Genomic DNA, 14,505 nt, shown 5'->3' with positions numbered 1-14,505 from the left:
GCACCACCGACACGGGGACCGACCCCAGCGGGGACCGGGGACCGAGCACCACCGACACGGGGACCGACCCCAGCGGGGACCGGGGACCGAGCACCACCGACACGGGGACCGACCCCAGCGGGGACCGGGGACCGAGCACCACCGACACGGGGACCGACCCCAGCGGGGACCGGGGACACAAGGTCCCGCTCCGGCGGAAGACGGCCGCGAAGACCAGGACAAAGAACAAGGGGAAGCGCGGCCGGTCCCGCTCCCCGCAGGTGCAGCGACCGCCCCGCGAGCTGGACGACTCGGAGCGCCTGCTGATCCGCGAGGTGCGCCCCCACGTTCCCGCCCTGCTCGACCGGGACGGCAACGAAGCGATCACCCGGGTTCAGCTGCGGGAGATCATCCGCCGCGAGGACCTGGCGGGCTGCAGGAACGACCGAATCAGCCTCGTCCTGCAGGAACTGCGCAGCGACGAGACCACGACAACAAGGAGCACCGGATGAAGACCTGCCACCAGTTCGACACCGCGCGGGCGGAGTACGAGAGGGAGATCGGCTTCATGCTCGCCCACTCCAAGCGGCACGAGGGCAGGCCGGCGGCGAAGTCCAGCGCAAAGCAGGCTGTCGCGACGAAGCAGCGGATGGCCCGGGCACTCAGCAGCCACGTCGGGCGCTGCCCCGAGTGCGGCTGAACCGGCAAGACCCTACTCAACTCCCCCACCGCCCCAGTCCAGGAGGCCGCTGTGATCCCGCGTCCCACTCGCTCGTCGCCGCCCACCACCACCGAGGCCGGCGCCTGGGCGGACGTCCTGGTCCGCCAATCCCTCGTGCACGCCGCGGTCCATGCCCCGACCGGCCAGTGGCTCGTCCAGCACACCCCCGATGGGCCCGTTCGCGTCCTCACGGGACCGGCCGATGTCGTCGAACTTGCCGCCACCATCCAGCACCGCATCCGCTCCGCGAGGACCGACTCCCGATGACGAACCCGAGCACGTACGGCACCACCCCGGAACCTGATCCCGACTTCAACTCGGTCTCGGGGCGAGCAAGTTGGGGCGGAAGCGTAGCTTCCGCCAAACCCGCCCCCGAGGGGGCGGGAGAGGACCTGCACCGGGGGGCGCAGGTCCTTCGGGCTTCGACCGGGGGCGGATCGAAGCCGAGGCAGGAGGAGAAGCAGACCGCGTCTCGTGCCCGCCAGCGCCCGCGCCAGTCGCCCCAGAAGAAGCGCCTGCATCAGCCCAACACACGTTTCAACAACGATGAGTTCGCCCTGATCAAGTCCGCCGCCGCCCGGTGCAATCTGTCCGTCGCCGGGTTCCTCGCCCGCTCCGCGCTCGCCGCCGCCCGCGACGTCGACCGCACCAGCATCGAGATCGCCACCGAGCGCGATATCGTCTCCGCGTTGTTCGACTGCCGGCGGAAGCTCGGCTGGGCCGGAAGCAATCTCAACCAGCTAGTCAAGGCGGTCAACTCCGGTGCGGACGTTCCCCAGCTCGAAGCGGCCGTCGCCGCCGTTCGTCGTGCCGCCGACACCACGCACGAAGCCGCCACACGGCTGATCGAGCACCACGGCTCATGATCCCCAGCGTCAACCCGGCCGGATCGGACACCAGAGGTCTCCTCTACTACCTCTACGACACCGGCAAGCACGAGGACCACATCAACCCCCGCCTCGTCGCCTCCTTCGACGGCATGTCCCCCGACCCCGGCCGCGACCCGAACGGCCTCACGAGGCTCCAACGGCTCCTGGACCAGCCCGTGATGGCCCTGCCCAAGCACGCCCGCCCGGCCAAACACGTATGGCACACCTCCGTCCGCGCCGACCCCGGCGACCGGATCCTGTCCGACGAAGAATGGGACAACATCGCCCGCCGCATCGTCGCCGCCACGGGCATCGACCCGGGTGAGGGACATCCCGGCTGCCGCTGGGCCGCCGTACGCCATGCCGACGACCACATCCACATCGTCGCCACCCTGGTCACCGAGGACGGCCACCGACCCGACGACTTCCGCTCCGGCACCCGCGCCCAGGCCGAAGCCCGGCTCATCGAAAAGGAACTCGGCCTCCACCAGGTCGCCCCCGGCGACGGCACCGCAGCCCAGCGGCCTACCAGCGCGGAGCGCCACAAGGCCGAACGCCAGGGCCGCGAGCGCACCGCCCGCGAGGAACTACGCGAAACCGTACGACGCGCGGTGACCGGCGCGAAGTGTGACGAGGAGTTCTTCGACCGGCTCGCCAGCGCCGGCCTGCTGATCCGTAAGCGCGAAGCACCCTCGGGTGACCTGCTCGGATACAAGGTCGCCCTCCCGGACGACCTGAACAAGGACGGCCAGCCAGTGTTCTATCCGGGAGCTCGCCTGGCCCCTGACCTGTCACTCCCCCGCATCCGCGAGCGCTGGTCCGGCGACGCCCCGGACGCCCGGCCAACAGCCCAGCGGGAGGAGGCGCACCGCACGGGGCCAGGCGGTCCCGCCGCCGCGCGCCGCAGCACAACCTCGGCCGCGTGGCAGGCCGTGCTCGTCATCGAGCACGGCGAGGACGCGGTCGCCGCCGCCCACATCGCCGCGACCGGCGAGGTCCTGGACGCCCTCGCCAAAACCTCCGCTGCCCACACCCGCCGCGAACTACGGGATGCCGCAACGGCCTTCGAACGCGCCTCCCGCTCCCACGTACGCGCCGCACGCGGACATGACCGCGCGCAGCGGCAGGCTGCCCGCGACCTCGTCCACGGCGGCCCCGCTCTTGGCCGCGGTGAAGACGGAGCGAGCACCGCGATGGCTATCGACATGCTGTTCTTCCTCATCACCGCCATCGCGCGCTGGCATGCGGCGAAGGGCCACGCCCAGCAGGCCCAGGCCGCCGCGCGGGCCGCCGAGCACCTGCGCACCGCCTACCAGGCCGCCGCCACCCAACCTCTCGGCGTCCTCTACCAGCGCGGCCGGCGTTTGAGCCGGCCGGTGCTCCAGCGGCAGACGGTGCTGCTGCGCGAGGCGCTGCCGGAGCTGGCCGAGCAGATCCTCGCCGAACCCGGCTGGCACGCCCTGGCCGCGACCATCGCCGACGTCCAGGCCGCCGGCCACGATCCCGCCACCCTCCTGTCCGACGCGGCAGAGCGTCGTGAACTGGGCACTGCAGACTCGGTCAGCGACGTGCTGGTGTGGCGACTGCGGCGCCTGGCCGATCTGCCAGCCGACGCTAGTGGGATGCCGGAGAACAGCACGGCAAGGAGGCCGACTGCCGCGCGCCCGCCGGCCCGCACCGCCGCTTCAGGCCACCGTGTCGGTGAAGAGGCGCCGGGCAATGCACGATGACCCCCGCCGCGCGAGCGACTGCGCTTGTGCGTCAGAGGAACTCGTGGACGCCGCGCAATCTGGTACGCAACTTGCTCTGGGTTGCACGGCTGTCGAGGCGGACGTCAAGGGCGCCGGGCAGCGCGGTGACTGCCCGAAGGCCCTCCGGCAGACGGGAAGCCTCGAGCCCGTCGCGCTGGGCGATGAGAACACCCAGGCCGTGCCGACTCACGGCGTCGGGACCTGCAAGGTGGTGGATGCCGCGCGCGTCGGTAGACGCCAGCTCCACCAGGGCGGCGGCGAGGTCACCGACATGCACCGGGCAGCGGATGTCGTCGGTGAACAGGGATCCGCTTCGCCTCCCGGTCGCGAGGTCGTGGACGAGGCGGACATGCTCGGACTGGATGCCGCCGATGATCAGGGAGGTACGGGCGACGGCGGCATCCGGGGCCACAAGCCGGATGCCGGTCTCCGCCGCGGCCTTCGCTGCGCCGTAGGGGGTGACGGGATCGGGAAGGCAGGACTCGTCGTAGTGGACGCGGGCGCCGGAGAACACGGCGTCACTGCTGACGTGCACGAGGCGGCAGTTGTGCTTCGCCGTGGCCATCGCCAGGCGGACGGACCCTTCGGCCGTGACGGCCCAGTTGGCGCTGCCACTGCTCGCGTTGATGACCAGACAGGGGGCGAGCGAGGCGACGACCTCCTCGACACGGTCACCATCCCGCAGGTCCAGGCCATACCAAGTAGCCTCCGGGCTGTTGCCCGGCCTGGTCGCGAAGGTCGCGGCGGTGAGATGCCCGGCGCCAGATGCCTGGCGGACCAACTCGCGGCCCAGGAACCCGCTGCCGCCGACGATGAGGACAGTCATGGCACGCCACCGTAGACGGCCCTCGCAACTCTGGACGCGCCTCGCCCGGAGCTGGCCCGGCCTCGGGGAGCGAGGAAACCCCCTGTGACCTGCCCGAAGGCGACTGTGGACTTTGTGAATTGAAACCGCCGGGGGCGTAGGGCACGATCATGACGCGAGCAGGACGAGGAGAAGGAGGACGCCAGGGTGTTGCACCGAATACGCCGCCGGGCCAAGGAGCCCAGCGAGGCGCAGCTCAGGCTCGCCGAGCTGCATGCGCGGATGCAGGACCAGGTCCCGCCCGGCATCGGGGTGCCGCCGGCCGAGCCGGAGCACACCGAGCCGACAACCGCGCTGGTGGACGACTTCCTTCCGCCGGAGCTGCGGGTGCCCAGCCACGACCAGCTCGACGGCAGGATGATGCCGTGGAAACAGCCGCTGGCCCTCGACGGTGAAATGGCCGCCTGCGCCGAGTGCGGCGCATACCGGGACTGGCTCATCCTCTCCACCCGCGACCAGATCTGGCTGCGGTGCCGGGTCGGCCACCAGCAGCAGGAGACCCGCCTCGACACCGCCTGGTTCAACCGGAACTTCGGACCGGCCGACGCGACGCACGCCACGTTCGAGGACGGCCTGCGCCACCTCGGGCACTGACCCCCACTCCTACGACCCCACCGGGCCCGCGAGCCCGCACTGACCACCCGTCACCTAGCACCAAGGGGTCAGTTCCGTCATGCGCGTTCGCATCGCCACCACCGCCCTCGGCATCACCGCCGCCCTCCTCACCGTGCCCGCCTGCACCACCAACACCACCGGCACCAAGCCCGACACCACACCCTCCACCCGTGCCGGAAAGCCGGCCGACGCAGCCCAGCGGGCTACTCCGCTCACGTCGGCTGCGCTGGAAACACGCCTGCTCGACCAGAGCGACCTCGGCTCCGGCTACCTGCGCAAGCCGGAGCGCCCCGCCGCCCAGCACGACGACGTCACCGTCATCGGCTGCCCGGCCCTGAACAAGCTGGGCGGCGACGCAGCCACCGGCGGCACGCTCACCTTCCCCCGCAAGGCGAAGGCGGACTTCACCTACGGCGACAGCTCCTCGGAGATCTCAGAGGAGCTGTACAGCGACAGCGCGAACAAGCTGTCGGACGGCATCGGCCGGATTTTCGACGCCATGACGGGATGCCCCACGTATCAGGTCGTCGCGGGCGGCACTGCGATCGACATGGCCTCGCAGAAGCTGCCCGCGCCCCACGGCCTCGGTGACGAGCAGTGGAGCCAGCTCCTGACGTTCACCGCCGGAGGACGCAGCACCGTGGTCAAGCAGACCGCGATCCGCGACGGCAGCATGCTGCTGATCCTCTCCGGCTCCCCGGCCCTCGTCGACCGCCACCTCGACAAGGCCCTCGCCAAGACCACGGCAACGAGCTAGCCCCGCCGCCCACCAAGCTGCTGCCCCCGACCGCCATGGACCATGGGTCGGGGGCAGCAATGCGCTACAGGCCGACCCGCTGAGCGGCGCGAGCGGCTTGACCCGGCACCCAGGCTCGGACCTGGCCGGGCTGGACGTAGAGCACGTTCGGGTTGTGGCTGTGCGGTCCGTAGCCGCTGGAGGCATCGACGAGTAGGTACGCGCCAGCAGGAACGTGCCAGTTCCAAAACCAGGCGTCTTGTTGTCGACCGGTGTCGCACCAGGTCACGACGGCTTTCGAGCCACGGCGTCCGTGCTGGTAGACCCGCGTGACCTGGAGCAACTGCCCTCGCCCGGAACTCCGGTGCTGCTGGAATGCCTGCCACTGGGCCGCGAGGGCGGCCGTGCGCTTGCGACGGGAACGGACCACCAACGAGACCGTCAGGGCGCCAACGAGAGCGACGGCGACAAGGAAGCCGGGGCTGGGATGCATGGCCGCATCCTGCATGGTGCCGCCACAGGCTCGCAAACCCTCGAAGCCATCGGCGACCAGCCCTGTTGTGCACACCGGCGGCGGCCGGGACGCAAGAGGCCCGGCCCCCTCCAACGAGGAGGACGCCGGGCTGTGTGCGTCGGGAGTTGGGCGCGGGGTTAGATGGCTGGCGCGCGCAGGAGGCGCTCCCGGGTGGCCTCGGGCAGCACCCGGCGCAGGACCGGTGCGGTCGAGCTGAGGGAGGCGGCGAAGGCGGCCACGAGGTCGTGCGGGACGCTGGCCCCGAAGGAGGCCGCCCACAGGCAGGGGGCGCCGAGCGCGGGCTCGGCCCATGCCTGCCATCCGGACGGCCCCGCCTCGTCGGCCTCGGTGGTCAGGGCGCGCGGGTCGGCGTCCTGGATGAGGGGCGGCACCTCGCCGAGGCTGAGATGCGAGGTGAACGTCGGGTCCGTCGCTGCCGCGTGGGGCTGGTCGATGTCGCGGAGCCAGCCGTGGGCGGCGACGGCGTCGAGGACCAGCTCGGAGCCGGCGAGCGGCACGGCGAGCTGGTCGCGGGCGTCGAGCGCGACCAGGAAGTCGGCCACGGCCTCGCCGGGGACGTCGGGGGTGAAGTAGGCCGACCACGAGGCGAGCGGACTGCTCGCGTCCGGGCGGGCGGAGATCTGCCAGGCGATCGGCAGGTCTCCCAGGTGGAACGGCTCGTCCGCCAGCACCCACTGCGCCCACCGGAGGGTGTCGGGGCTGATGTGCAAAACCGTGCTGCGCAGGACCTGGCGGTCCTCCGGCGCCTCGTCCGGTTCCTGACGTCCGCGGATGATCGTCAGACTCGTCCAGCCCAGACCGCAGAGCGTGTCGGCGACGGCGTCGTACAGGCGCCCGTCGTCGCCGGCCAGATGTCGGGGACCGACCCAGAACGCGGGCTGGCCGCCGCGCGGAGTGGACGGGTCGAGCGGAAAGTCGGGGTACAGGGGCGCCTCCAAGGGCTCGGTGCGGGTCTAGTTGCCGCCGGCACGGCGGCGGGGTCGGCGCGAGGGTGCCTGGACGGGGCCCTGCCAGGTCAGAGCCACGGCGACCTCGGGCGGCAGATGGCCCAGCTGCGCGCTCTCGTCCCGCCCTTCGGCGAGGTAGACGACGGTCTGGCCGGTCTCGTCCACCGACTGCACCACCTGCGCCAGGCAGTGTGCCATCGGGAAGAAAGGGTTCATGGCCTGGCGGACCGGCGCACTCTGGTCGCAGCCGGACAGCAGGTCGATGAGATCGCCGACGGTCATCTCGGGGGACGTCACGAACAGCCTCCTGGGGTGGGGGAAACGGGGGAAACGCAGAGGGGTGGAACGGACGGGCCGCCGACAGCAGGCCAGCCCTCGGAGTGAGAGCTGCCGGTGACGCTCAGCACGGTCATACGCGACGTGAGGTCTCCAGCACGCGCGCCACGGCGGCGGCGACGACATCGGCCGGCGTCTCGGTGTCGAACGACAGCCGGTAGCCGGGCACCTTGGCCGTGCCCGTCACAGCGACCGTCCATCCCTCGCCGTCCGTGCCGGGGCGGCCGTTGGGGAACCAGCCGAGGTAGAAGCGGCCGTCCTTGGAGCTGACGTGGACATCCGCGCGGTCATCCACGATCAGATGGAAGTCATCCGCGGAGAACAGGTCTGTCACCAGCGCGGGCTGCCCGGCGCCGAGCTGCCATTCACGCAGCCGCAGAGCGTCGATGGTGGTGGAGAAACCATGAGCGGCGGGCGCTACGGCCACGGGCAATCACCTCTCTGACCTGGTGTTTCCTGCAAGGTCGTCTACGTTGACATGCCCTCGACCGCGTTGGCCAGTCATTCCGCGGTCTTTCCTGTCTGCCCCCGGCGAACTCGGCCGTTGCCCGCACTGTGGGTTCTCAGAACCGGCGCCATATTCTCAGCGCCGACTGCACAGCGAGGGCACATGTGGTGACTTACTGAGAATCGCTGTTCAGAGGACTCACTCTTTCGGGCGATGAAGATCGGTTCTTCCTACCCGATTCACCGGGGCTGGGATCATGGGAATTACAGGTACGGCCCGAGCTGAGGGTGCACCGTGGACGATCCCGCCGTAGTAGTCAGCGTTCGTTTCCCCGACGGCACGCTCGTGGAGGACCTGTCGTGGACAACAGTGTCCGTCGACGTGCTGCGGTCGGCGACTCCGTGGCGGACGTTTCGATGGCACAGAGGACAGAAGCACTACTCCGGAAGCTACTGGTCAGCGACCATGCGCGGGCACGTGATCTACGAGTCGCGGCTGGAACTGACGAGGCTCCTCTACGCCGACTTCGACCCGCTCGTACACGGCATCGTGGCCCAGCCGCTCCTCATGAAGACCATGGCAGGGGCCAAGGTCCGAAGCCACATCCCGGACTATCTGCTGATCACCGGCCAGGGGCCGGTGGTGGTGGACGTCAAGCCTCACCGGCAGTTGACCAGGCCAGAGGTGGCCATCGCCTTCGAATGGACCCGACGGGCGGTGGAAGCTCGGGGCTGGCGGTACGAAATCTGGAGCGAACCGCCAGAAGCTGAGCTGGAGAACATCCGATTCCTGGCCGGCTACCGGCGTGACTGGCTCTTTCGTCCTGAACTGCTCGACGAACTGTGCCTGGCCGACCTCGACGGATTGCCGTTGGATGCCGCGGTGCAGCAGCTGCCGCACTGGCCAAAGCCCTGTGTCCACGCTGCTGTCCACCACCTGTTGTGGGCTCATGACCTGCAAACGGACCTCAGCGAACCGCTGATCCCCTCGCGGCTGTTGCGGCGGGCAGCGTGAGTGGGGCCGGGGCCCGGGTGGGGGTCGGCACTCGCTTCCGCTACGACGGTGAAAGCGTCGAGGTAGTGGAGATGGCTGCGACGGCAGCGGGTAACGAGGTGGTGCTCAAGGACGGGCGTGGGCGGCTGCTGCGTTTGTCGTTGAAGGAACTCCTGTTCTCCGACCGGGCATCGCTCATCACCGATCAGCCCGGCCCCGCGGCTGACGATGACGAAGAGATCGCCTCAGTGGTGCTGGATCAGCTGCAGGCGAGCGAACGGGGCCATGTCCTGGAACGGGCCGGGCACGTCCGGGAGTTGCTGACCGGGTTCCGTTCAGGGAGCCCTGAGCTGGCAGGCGACGGGGAACCTCGTTGCGAGTACGCGCCGGGCGGGCCGATGGAACCCAAGTACACGGCCAAGGCGCAGGAAGTGGGGGTCCACGTGCGCACCGTCAAGCAGTGGGTGGCGGACTTCCGGCGGCATGGCGAGGCCGGACTGGCAGCGAAGAAGCAGCAGGCCAGAGGGCCTGCAGCAAGGGCTGATGAGCGATGGGTGGAAACCGCCCTGGAAGTGATGGCCGAGCACCTTGGCGAGTCGACGCCCACGCGCAGGATCGTGATCGAGCGCACCCGCGCACGCGTGATCGCCCGCCACGGTCCCGATGGTGTGCGCCTTCCGAGCCAGGCAACGGCTTACAGGATCCTGTCGGAGCTGGAGCGCAGCCATCCACTGTTCCGGCTGGCTGCAAAGCGGAACCGGGACATCGCCGACCGTCCGGAGGGCCCGTACGGGAAGCTGCGGCCGACGCGGCCGGGCGAGTACGTGCTGATGGACACCACCCGGCTCGATGTGTTCGCGTTCGACCCACTCACCCTGCGGTGGGTGCAGGCCGAGTTGACAGTGGCGATGGACTGGTACACCCGCTGCATCACTGGCCTGCGGGTGACACCGGTGTCCACGAAGGCGGTGGATGCGAGCGCGGTGCTGTTCCAGTGCTTCCGGCCGCGGTCTGCGGGGCGGGACTGGCCTCGCGGTGCGCTCTGGCCCGAGCACGGTATTCCGCGCACGGTCCTGGTCGACGTCGAGGGCGCGACGGGTGCAGGACTGGCCTCGCCGCCGGTGGTGCCCGAGACCCTGGTGGTCGATCACGGCAAGGTGTACGTCTCGGAGCACCTGACCAGCGTGTGCCGCCGGATGGGCATCTCCCTGCAGCCTGCCCGGCTGCGCACGGGCCGGGACAAGGGGCCGGTGGAGAGGTTCTTCCGCACCTTGCGGGAGGGGTTGCTGGAGGCGCTGCCCGGTTACAAGGGCCCGGACATCCACTCCCGCGGCGAGTGTCCCGAGGGCGACGCGTTCTTCTTCCTCGACGAGCTGGAGGCGATCCTTCGTGAGTGGACCGCGACGGTGTACCACTGCCGCCCGCATGCCGGACTGGTCGACCCGGGAGTGCCGGGACTGCGGATGTCACCGGCTCAGATGTTCGAGCACGGCATGGCGCGCGCCGGATACATCGAAGTGCCCCGGGACCCGCACCTCGCCTTCGAGTTCCTGGCCACGAAATGGCGCACGGTCCAGCACTACGGCATCGAGATCGACCGCCGCCGCTACAGCGGGCCCGGTCTTCCCGCCCCGGGCATCCGCAGCCCTTTTAGCGGGCCGGGGAAGAACAGGTGGCCGTTCCAGGTCGACCCGGACGACGTCACCCGGATCTACTTCCGTCATCCCGACACCCGCGCGTGGCACACCCTGGTCTGGGAGCACGCACCGTCGGCGCGGATGCCGCTGAGCGAGGACGCGCTGGCTTTCGCCCGGAGGCTGGCCGCGTCGAAGTACCACTACCCTGACGACCGGCTCGCCGTCGCCGACCTGCTGGAGCGGTGGAACCTGGGGCTGGGCACCACCCTCGCCGAACGGCGCATGGCCCTGCGCTTGTCCCGTGAACAGGCCGCGATCGAACTCCCGCCCACCGCCGGGCCGGCCCCCTGCTCTTTGCCGTCCGTACGCCGCGCCCTGGGCCACGACCAGGCACAACCGGTGACGAGGGAGGAGCCGGTCGAGGGCGGCGACGATGACGAGGCGGACGAATTCCTGGGCGGGGACGGCTTCTACGCCGATGCCCTGGAGGACGCATGAGCGTTCCCGCAGCCGGAGGGGGCCTGGAGAACCTTGCGCTGTCACGGAAGGAGGACTTCCAGACGTTCGTGGACGCGCCCCGCCGTCGACAACCGGACCTTCTCACCCGGGCTCAGCTGGCCGCGCTTTCCGGCGAGGGGCGCTCCGCGTACGACCGTGCCCGGCGGGAATGGCACGCGAACCTCGGCCCGCTGCGGACCCCGCAATTGGCCTCGTTGCACGAGGACTTGTGGGACATCGTCGACAGCAACGTGCAGGACGGCGACAAGGCCAAGGGCGCCGTGGCCGTGGACGCGTTCCCGGGCCTGGGGAAGACGACCGCGGTCCTGGCCTTCGCCCGCGAGTTCCACCGCAGGGAGATCGCCGAGCTGGGAGCCTTCACCGCGCAGGGGCACGAGCGGTGGCCGGTGTGCCGGGTGGGGCTCACCGGCAACACGGGCATGAAGGATCTCAACCGGGCCATGCTGGAGTTCTTCGGCCACCCCGGACGGCAGACCTCGACGGCCGCCCAGCTCGGCCTGCAGGCCCTGGACTGTGTCCTGTCCTGCGAGGTCAGGCTACTCATCCTGGACGACCTGCACTTCCTCAAGTGGCACAAGACCAGCGGCATCGAGGTCAGCAACCATCTGAAGTGGATCGCCAACGAGTTCCCCGTCACCCTCCTCAAGGTCGGTGTGGGCCTGACCGACAAGGGCCTGTTCAGCGAGGGCGAGACCGTCGGCGAGACGGTCCTGGCCCAGACCGGCCGACGCACCACCCGCCTGGACATGCCGCCCTTCACCATCGACACCGAACTGGGCCGCCGCCACTGGCGACAACTTCTCCTCGCCCTGGAGCAACGCATCGTCCTGACCGACACCCACCCGGGCATGCTCGCCGATGACCTGTCGGACTACCTCTTCGCCCGCAGCACCGGACACATCGGCTCGCTGATGACACTGATCAACCGCGGCTGCCAGCGCGCCCAGCGCACCGGCACCGAACGCCTCACCCAGGACCTCCTCGACCAAGTCAAGAACGACGCTGCCGCCGAACAAGCCCGCCAGGAACTCGCCTACGCCCTGCAGACGGGAAAGGCCACCAGCCGACCCCGCCGGACGAAGGTCGCCGGGTGACGGCCGTGCGGCGGACCCTGCCCCTGCGGTACCCGCCGCATCCCGGCGAGGCGCTGGACTCCTGGCAGGAGTTCCTCGCCCACCGCCTGAACTGCCCCTTCACCGACGTGCTCCGCGCCCTGGGTCTGCCGAACCGCGATCCGTCCCTGACCGACGCCTTCCTGCCGCGCTGGACCACTCTGGCCAGCCGCGACGAACTGGCCACCATCGCCCAGGTCACCGGGGTGTCCCCAGAGGTTCTCGCCGCGATGACGCTGCAGCCCTTCGACGGGCACGCGGTCGTGATCGTGCCGCAGCGGCGCCATGTGCACCGGCAGTTGCTGTGGGGGCGCTCCGGCTCCCGGTTCTGCCCCGCCTGCCTGGCCGAGAGCGGCGGACGCTGGCAGGTGACCTGGCGTCTGGGCTGGGCTTTCGCCTGCACCCGCCACCATGTCCTGCTCGCCGACCGCTGCCCCGCCTGCGGGCACATCCCCCGCTTGCGCTCCCACCCCCGCACAGAGACACCCCGCCCCGGACGGTGCGCGAGCCCACCCCTGGGCGCCGGACCGCGCCCCCGCCGCTGCCACCACCCCCTTTCCGAAACCCCGGTCACCGCGCTCGCACCCGGCAGCCTCCTTGAGGAGACCCAGCACCTGATCGACAGCCTCCTCACAGCCCCGGCCCGTACGGTGCGCTGGCCGCTCTATGGGCGGGCGGGGGTACCGCTGGGGGTGGTACTGCACGATGCGAAGTGCCTGGGAGCCCTGGTCCTCAACCGCGCAACGTCCAGTGATCTGCAAGCGCTGGCCCCGGCCGACGTTCTGGACCGCATGGAGCGATACCGCACCGACCCGCTGCCCGGCACGTCGCAGCGCACACCGGACACCCGGCGCGTGGACCAGCACAGCTACTTCGCCCCCGCCGACGCCGCAGCGACCGCCGTCGCGGTCACGGCAGCGGTCCGTATCCTGCAGGCCGAGAACATCCGCGCCGCAGGCAGGGCCGTGCAGTGGCTCACCGACCGGGTGGCTGCCACCGGCCGCCAGCTCCACCCCGCCAACCTCGCCGCACTCGGCGGCACCGTCTCCCCCGTGCTCGAAGCGGCCCTGCGCTGCAGCCGGGAAGCCCGGCTCATGCCGGTCGCCCGCCTGCGTCACCGCACCGTCATCCACTCCACCCGCCCACCGGCCAACCAGGACACCAGGGCCCGGATGCTGCCCACCGCCCTGTGGCCCGCCTGGGCCCTGCGCCTCTCCCCCCGCCATCCGGACGGCAAGCCGGTGGCACGACGCGCCGACGAACTCCTCGCCGTCGCCTGCCTGCTGGTGGGCAACACCACCCCCATCGCCGCCGCCACCCACCTGACCAGCACCACCGTCAGCAGCCACAACGTGTCCACCCTCCTGGCCGAGCTCACCCGACGCGCCGACTCCACCGACGCCCTGCAGGCGCTGATCCTGCTGGCCGACCACCTCGACACCCAGGGCGCCCCAATCGACTACGCCCGCCGCCGCGCCCTGTTCACCACCTGCGACCGCTTCCTCGATCCCCAAGTCTGGCAAGAACTACAGGGCCGACTCCGCTCCAACCTCATCCCCAGTGCCGCACACGCGCAACGCTGGATCTTCCAGGCCCTGACCGGCTCCCCCGCACACCTCGCCCACCCGGCCGTCGCACCCGCCACCGCCTCCCAACGCCAGCAGTACCAGCGCTTCCGCTGGCGGATCCTGCCCGCCGAAGCCGAACTGCTCCGCCACACCGCACGCGCCCTCCTCGACGAACACAACATCAACGAACCCCTCCAATGGACACCGTGCCTCCCCGCCCGTGCACTGCGCCACCTCGTGCTCCCCGGGCCGGACCCCGCATGCATCACTGCCGCCCAGCTCCACCGGGCAACGCCCGTCGGCGACTTCTCCGTCGCCCAGCTCGCCCACACGCTGAAGACCACCACCGCGCACGTCACCTACCTGCTTGCCGAGCACCCGGTGGACTGGAGCCCGCCGCGGTTTCGCCGAACCCAGCAAACCGCCCGCCGCATCAAGCAATGGCGTACCTGGTACGAGCAAGACCACCTGTCGCTCCAGGACATCGCCGACCGTGAAAGAACAACCCTCGCCACCGTGCGCCTGGCCCTGCTGAAGAACGACGTACAGCTCCGCCCCGCCGGGTTCTATCCGGGCCGCCCCAGGAGAAAGTGACAAGAACCGGGGTCGCACTGACAGAGCGGAGCGATGGTCCTCCATCTGACGCCGGCCCGGAATAGCCTGGCTACCGTGCGTCTCGCCTTCCTCAAGAACGATGTACCGATCCGCCCACCAGGAGGATTCCGGCGCCGACTGTGAACAGAGGATGGTGCACAGAAGACTCAGAATCGGCACGGCCGGCCCTGCTCAGTGTGTTTGCTGCACACCGCTCCCACCCGCATCAGCAAATGCGATCAACGCCGACGTGCCGGACCCTGTAGGGAAGGGGAGTCTT

Annotated in this window: 15 protein-coding genes and 1 pseudogene; 11 read left to right on the top strand and 5 right to left on the bottom strand. The window is 70.3% G+C overall.

Annotation, left to right across the window (positions count from 1 at the left end; genetic code table 11):
* The 5 genes and pseudogenes from ACWFRJ_RS39965 to ACWFRJ_RS39945 form a co-directional block, all read left to right on the top strand.
* Positions 1 to 491, top strand: a pseudogene (locus ACWFRJ_RS39965) (hypothetical protein); the annotation flags it as partial.
* Positions 488 to 679, top strand: coding sequence for a hypothetical protein (locus tag ACWFRJ_RS39960; protein ID WP_453542979.1), 192 nt, complete (start codon positions 488 to 490; stop codon positions 677 to 679). The pseudogene ACWFRJ_RS39965 and the gene ACWFRJ_RS39960, both read left to right, overlap by 4 nt.
* Before the next feature lie 51 nt (positions 680 to 730).
* On the top strand, positions 731 to 967 hold the full coding sequence (locus ACWFRJ_RS39955; RefSeq protein ID WP_453542976.1) for a hypothetical protein: 237 nt from the start codon (positions 731 to 733) through the stop codon (positions 965 to 967).
* Positions 964 to 1,566, top strand: a complete 603-nt coding sequence (locus tag ACWFRJ_RS39950) for a plasmid mobilization protein (protein WP_453542973.1) — start codon at positions 964 to 966, stop codon at positions 1,564 to 1,566. Before ACWFRJ_RS39955 ends, ACWFRJ_RS39950 begins: the two co-directional genes overlap by 4 nt.
* On the top strand, positions 1,563 to 3,299 hold the full coding sequence (locus ACWFRJ_RS39945; protein ID WP_453542970.1) for a relaxase/mobilization nuclease domain-containing protein: 1,737 nt from the start codon (positions 1,563 to 1,565) through the stop codon (positions 3,297 to 3,299). The genes ACWFRJ_RS39950 and ACWFRJ_RS39945 overlap by 4 nt, the downstream gene beginning before the upstream one ends.
* Positions 3,300 to 3,330: 31 nt before the next feature.
* Here ACWFRJ_RS39945 and ACWFRJ_RS39940 read toward each other — a convergent pair whose 3' ends face one another.
* Positions 3,331 to 4,146: an SDR family oxidoreductase gene (locus ACWFRJ_RS39940; protein ID WP_453542967.1), complete on the bottom strand. Its 816-nt coding sequence runs from the start codon at positions 4,144 to 4,146 to the stop codon at positions 3,331 to 3,333.
* 186 nt (positions 4,147 to 4,332) lie between these two features.
* Here ACWFRJ_RS39940 and ACWFRJ_RS39935 point away from each other — a divergent pair, with 186 nt between their 5' ends.
* Both ACWFRJ_RS39935 and ACWFRJ_RS39930 read left to right on the top strand, forming a co-directional pair.
* Positions 4,333 to 4,779: a hypothetical protein gene (locus ACWFRJ_RS39935; protein WP_453542964.1), complete on the top strand. Its 447-nt coding sequence runs from the start codon at positions 4,333 to 4,335 to the stop codon at positions 4,777 to 4,779.
* A 79-nt stretch (positions 4,780 to 4,858) separates the two neighbouring features.
* Entirely contained in the window at positions 4,859 to 5,557 is a 699-nt protein-coding gene (locus ACWFRJ_RS39930) for a hypothetical protein (RefSeq protein WP_453542961.1), read from the top strand.
* A 64-nt stretch (positions 5,558 to 5,621) separates the two neighbouring features.
* Here the strand turns inward: ACWFRJ_RS39930 and ACWFRJ_RS39925 are convergent, their stop codons facing one another.
* The 4 genes from ACWFRJ_RS39925 to ACWFRJ_RS39910 form a co-directional block, all read right to left on the bottom strand.
* The gene (locus ACWFRJ_RS39925) at positions 5,622 to 6,029 is read right to left on the bottom strand and encodes a hypothetical protein (RefSeq protein ID WP_453542959.1); all 408 of its coding nucleotides are present in this window, start codon (positions 6,027 to 6,029) and stop codon (positions 5,622 to 5,624) included.
* 158 nt (positions 6,030 to 6,187) lie between these two features.
* Complete coding sequence (locus ACWFRJ_RS39920; protein ID WP_453542956.1) at positions 6,188 to 7,009, bottom strand: DUF317 domain-containing protein; 822 nt, start codon at positions 7,007 to 7,009, stop codon at positions 6,188 to 6,190.
* Between the two features lie 15 nt (positions 7,010 to 7,024).
* Complete coding sequence (locus ACWFRJ_RS39915) at positions 7,025 to 7,315, bottom strand: hypothetical protein (protein WP_453542953.1); 291 nt, start codon at positions 7,313 to 7,315, stop codon at positions 7,025 to 7,027.
* A gap of 112 nt (positions 7,316 to 7,427) precedes the next feature.
* Positions 7,428 to 7,781 (bottom strand): DUF317 domain-containing protein, encoded by a 354-nt coding sequence (locus tag ACWFRJ_RS39910; RefSeq protein WP_453542950.1) that lies wholly within the window; start codon positions 7,779 to 7,781, stop codon positions 7,428 to 7,430.
* A 315-nt stretch (positions 7,782 to 8,096) separates the two neighbouring features.
* Between ACWFRJ_RS39910 and ACWFRJ_RS39905 the strand changes: the two genes are divergently transcribed.
* From ACWFRJ_RS39905 to ACWFRJ_RS39890, 4 genes are read left to right on the top strand one after another with little or no spacing between them, the layout of a single operon-like run.
* Entirely contained in the window at positions 8,097 to 8,816 is a 720-nt protein-coding gene (locus ACWFRJ_RS39905) for a TnsA-like heteromeric transposase endonuclease subunit (RefSeq protein WP_453542947.1), read from the top strand.
* Positions 8,813 to 10,930, top strand: a complete 2,118-nt coding sequence (locus tag ACWFRJ_RS39900; RefSeq protein WP_453542944.1) for a transposase — start codon at positions 8,813 to 8,815, stop codon at positions 10,928 to 10,930. The genes ACWFRJ_RS39905 and ACWFRJ_RS39900 overlap by 4 nt, the downstream gene beginning before the upstream one ends.
* Entirely contained in the window at positions 10,927 to 12,045 is a 1,119-nt protein-coding gene (locus ACWFRJ_RS39895) for an AAA family ATPase (RefSeq protein ID WP_453542941.1), read from the top strand. The genes ACWFRJ_RS39900 and ACWFRJ_RS39895 overlap by 4 nt, the downstream gene beginning before the upstream one ends.
* Entirely contained in the window at positions 12,042 to 14,225 is a 2,184-nt protein-coding gene (locus ACWFRJ_RS39890) for a TniQ family protein (protein ID WP_453542938.1), read from the top strand. Before ACWFRJ_RS39895 ends, ACWFRJ_RS39890 begins: the two co-directional genes overlap by 4 nt.
* Positions 14,226 to 14,505 lie beyond the last annotated feature (280 nt).

The organism is Streptomyces sp. NPDC055239 (genome assembly GCF_053606205.1).
Note: the sequence above shows the minus strand (reverse complement) of the source record. Positions and strands in the feature narration are given on the sequence as shown.

What these genes read in the sequence shown, in the direction of transcription:
- ACWFRJ_RS39960 (WP_453542979.1), top strand. Translation starts at nt 488, where the DNA reads ATGAAGACCTGCCACCAGTTCGACACCGCGCGGGCGGAGTACGAGAGG.
- ACWFRJ_RS39950 (WP_453542973.1), top strand. Translation starts at nt 964, where the DNA reads ATGACGAACCCGAGCACGTACGGCACCACCCCGGAACCTGATCCCGAC.
- ACWFRJ_RS39945 (WP_453542970.1), top strand. Translation starts at nt 1,563, where the DNA reads ATGATCCCCAGCGTCAACCCGGCCGGATCGGACACCAGAGGTCTCCTC.
- ACWFRJ_RS39940 (WP_453542967.1), bottom strand. Translation starts at nt 4,146, where the DNA reads ATGACTGTCCTCATCGTCGGCGGCAGCGGGTTCCTGGGCCGCGAGTTG.
- ACWFRJ_RS39930 (WP_453542961.1), top strand. Translation starts at nt 4,859, where the DNA reads ATGCGCGTTCGCATCGCCACCACCGCCCTCGGCATCACCGCCGCCCTC.
- ACWFRJ_RS39925 (WP_453542959.1), bottom strand. Translation starts at nt 6,029, where the DNA reads ATGCATCCCAGCCCCGGCTTCCTTGTCGCCGTCGCTCTCGTTGGCGCC.
- ACWFRJ_RS39895 (WP_453542941.1), top strand. Translation starts at nt 10,927, where the DNA reads ATGAGCGTTCCCGCAGCCGGAGGGGGCCTGGAGAACCTTGCGCTGTCA.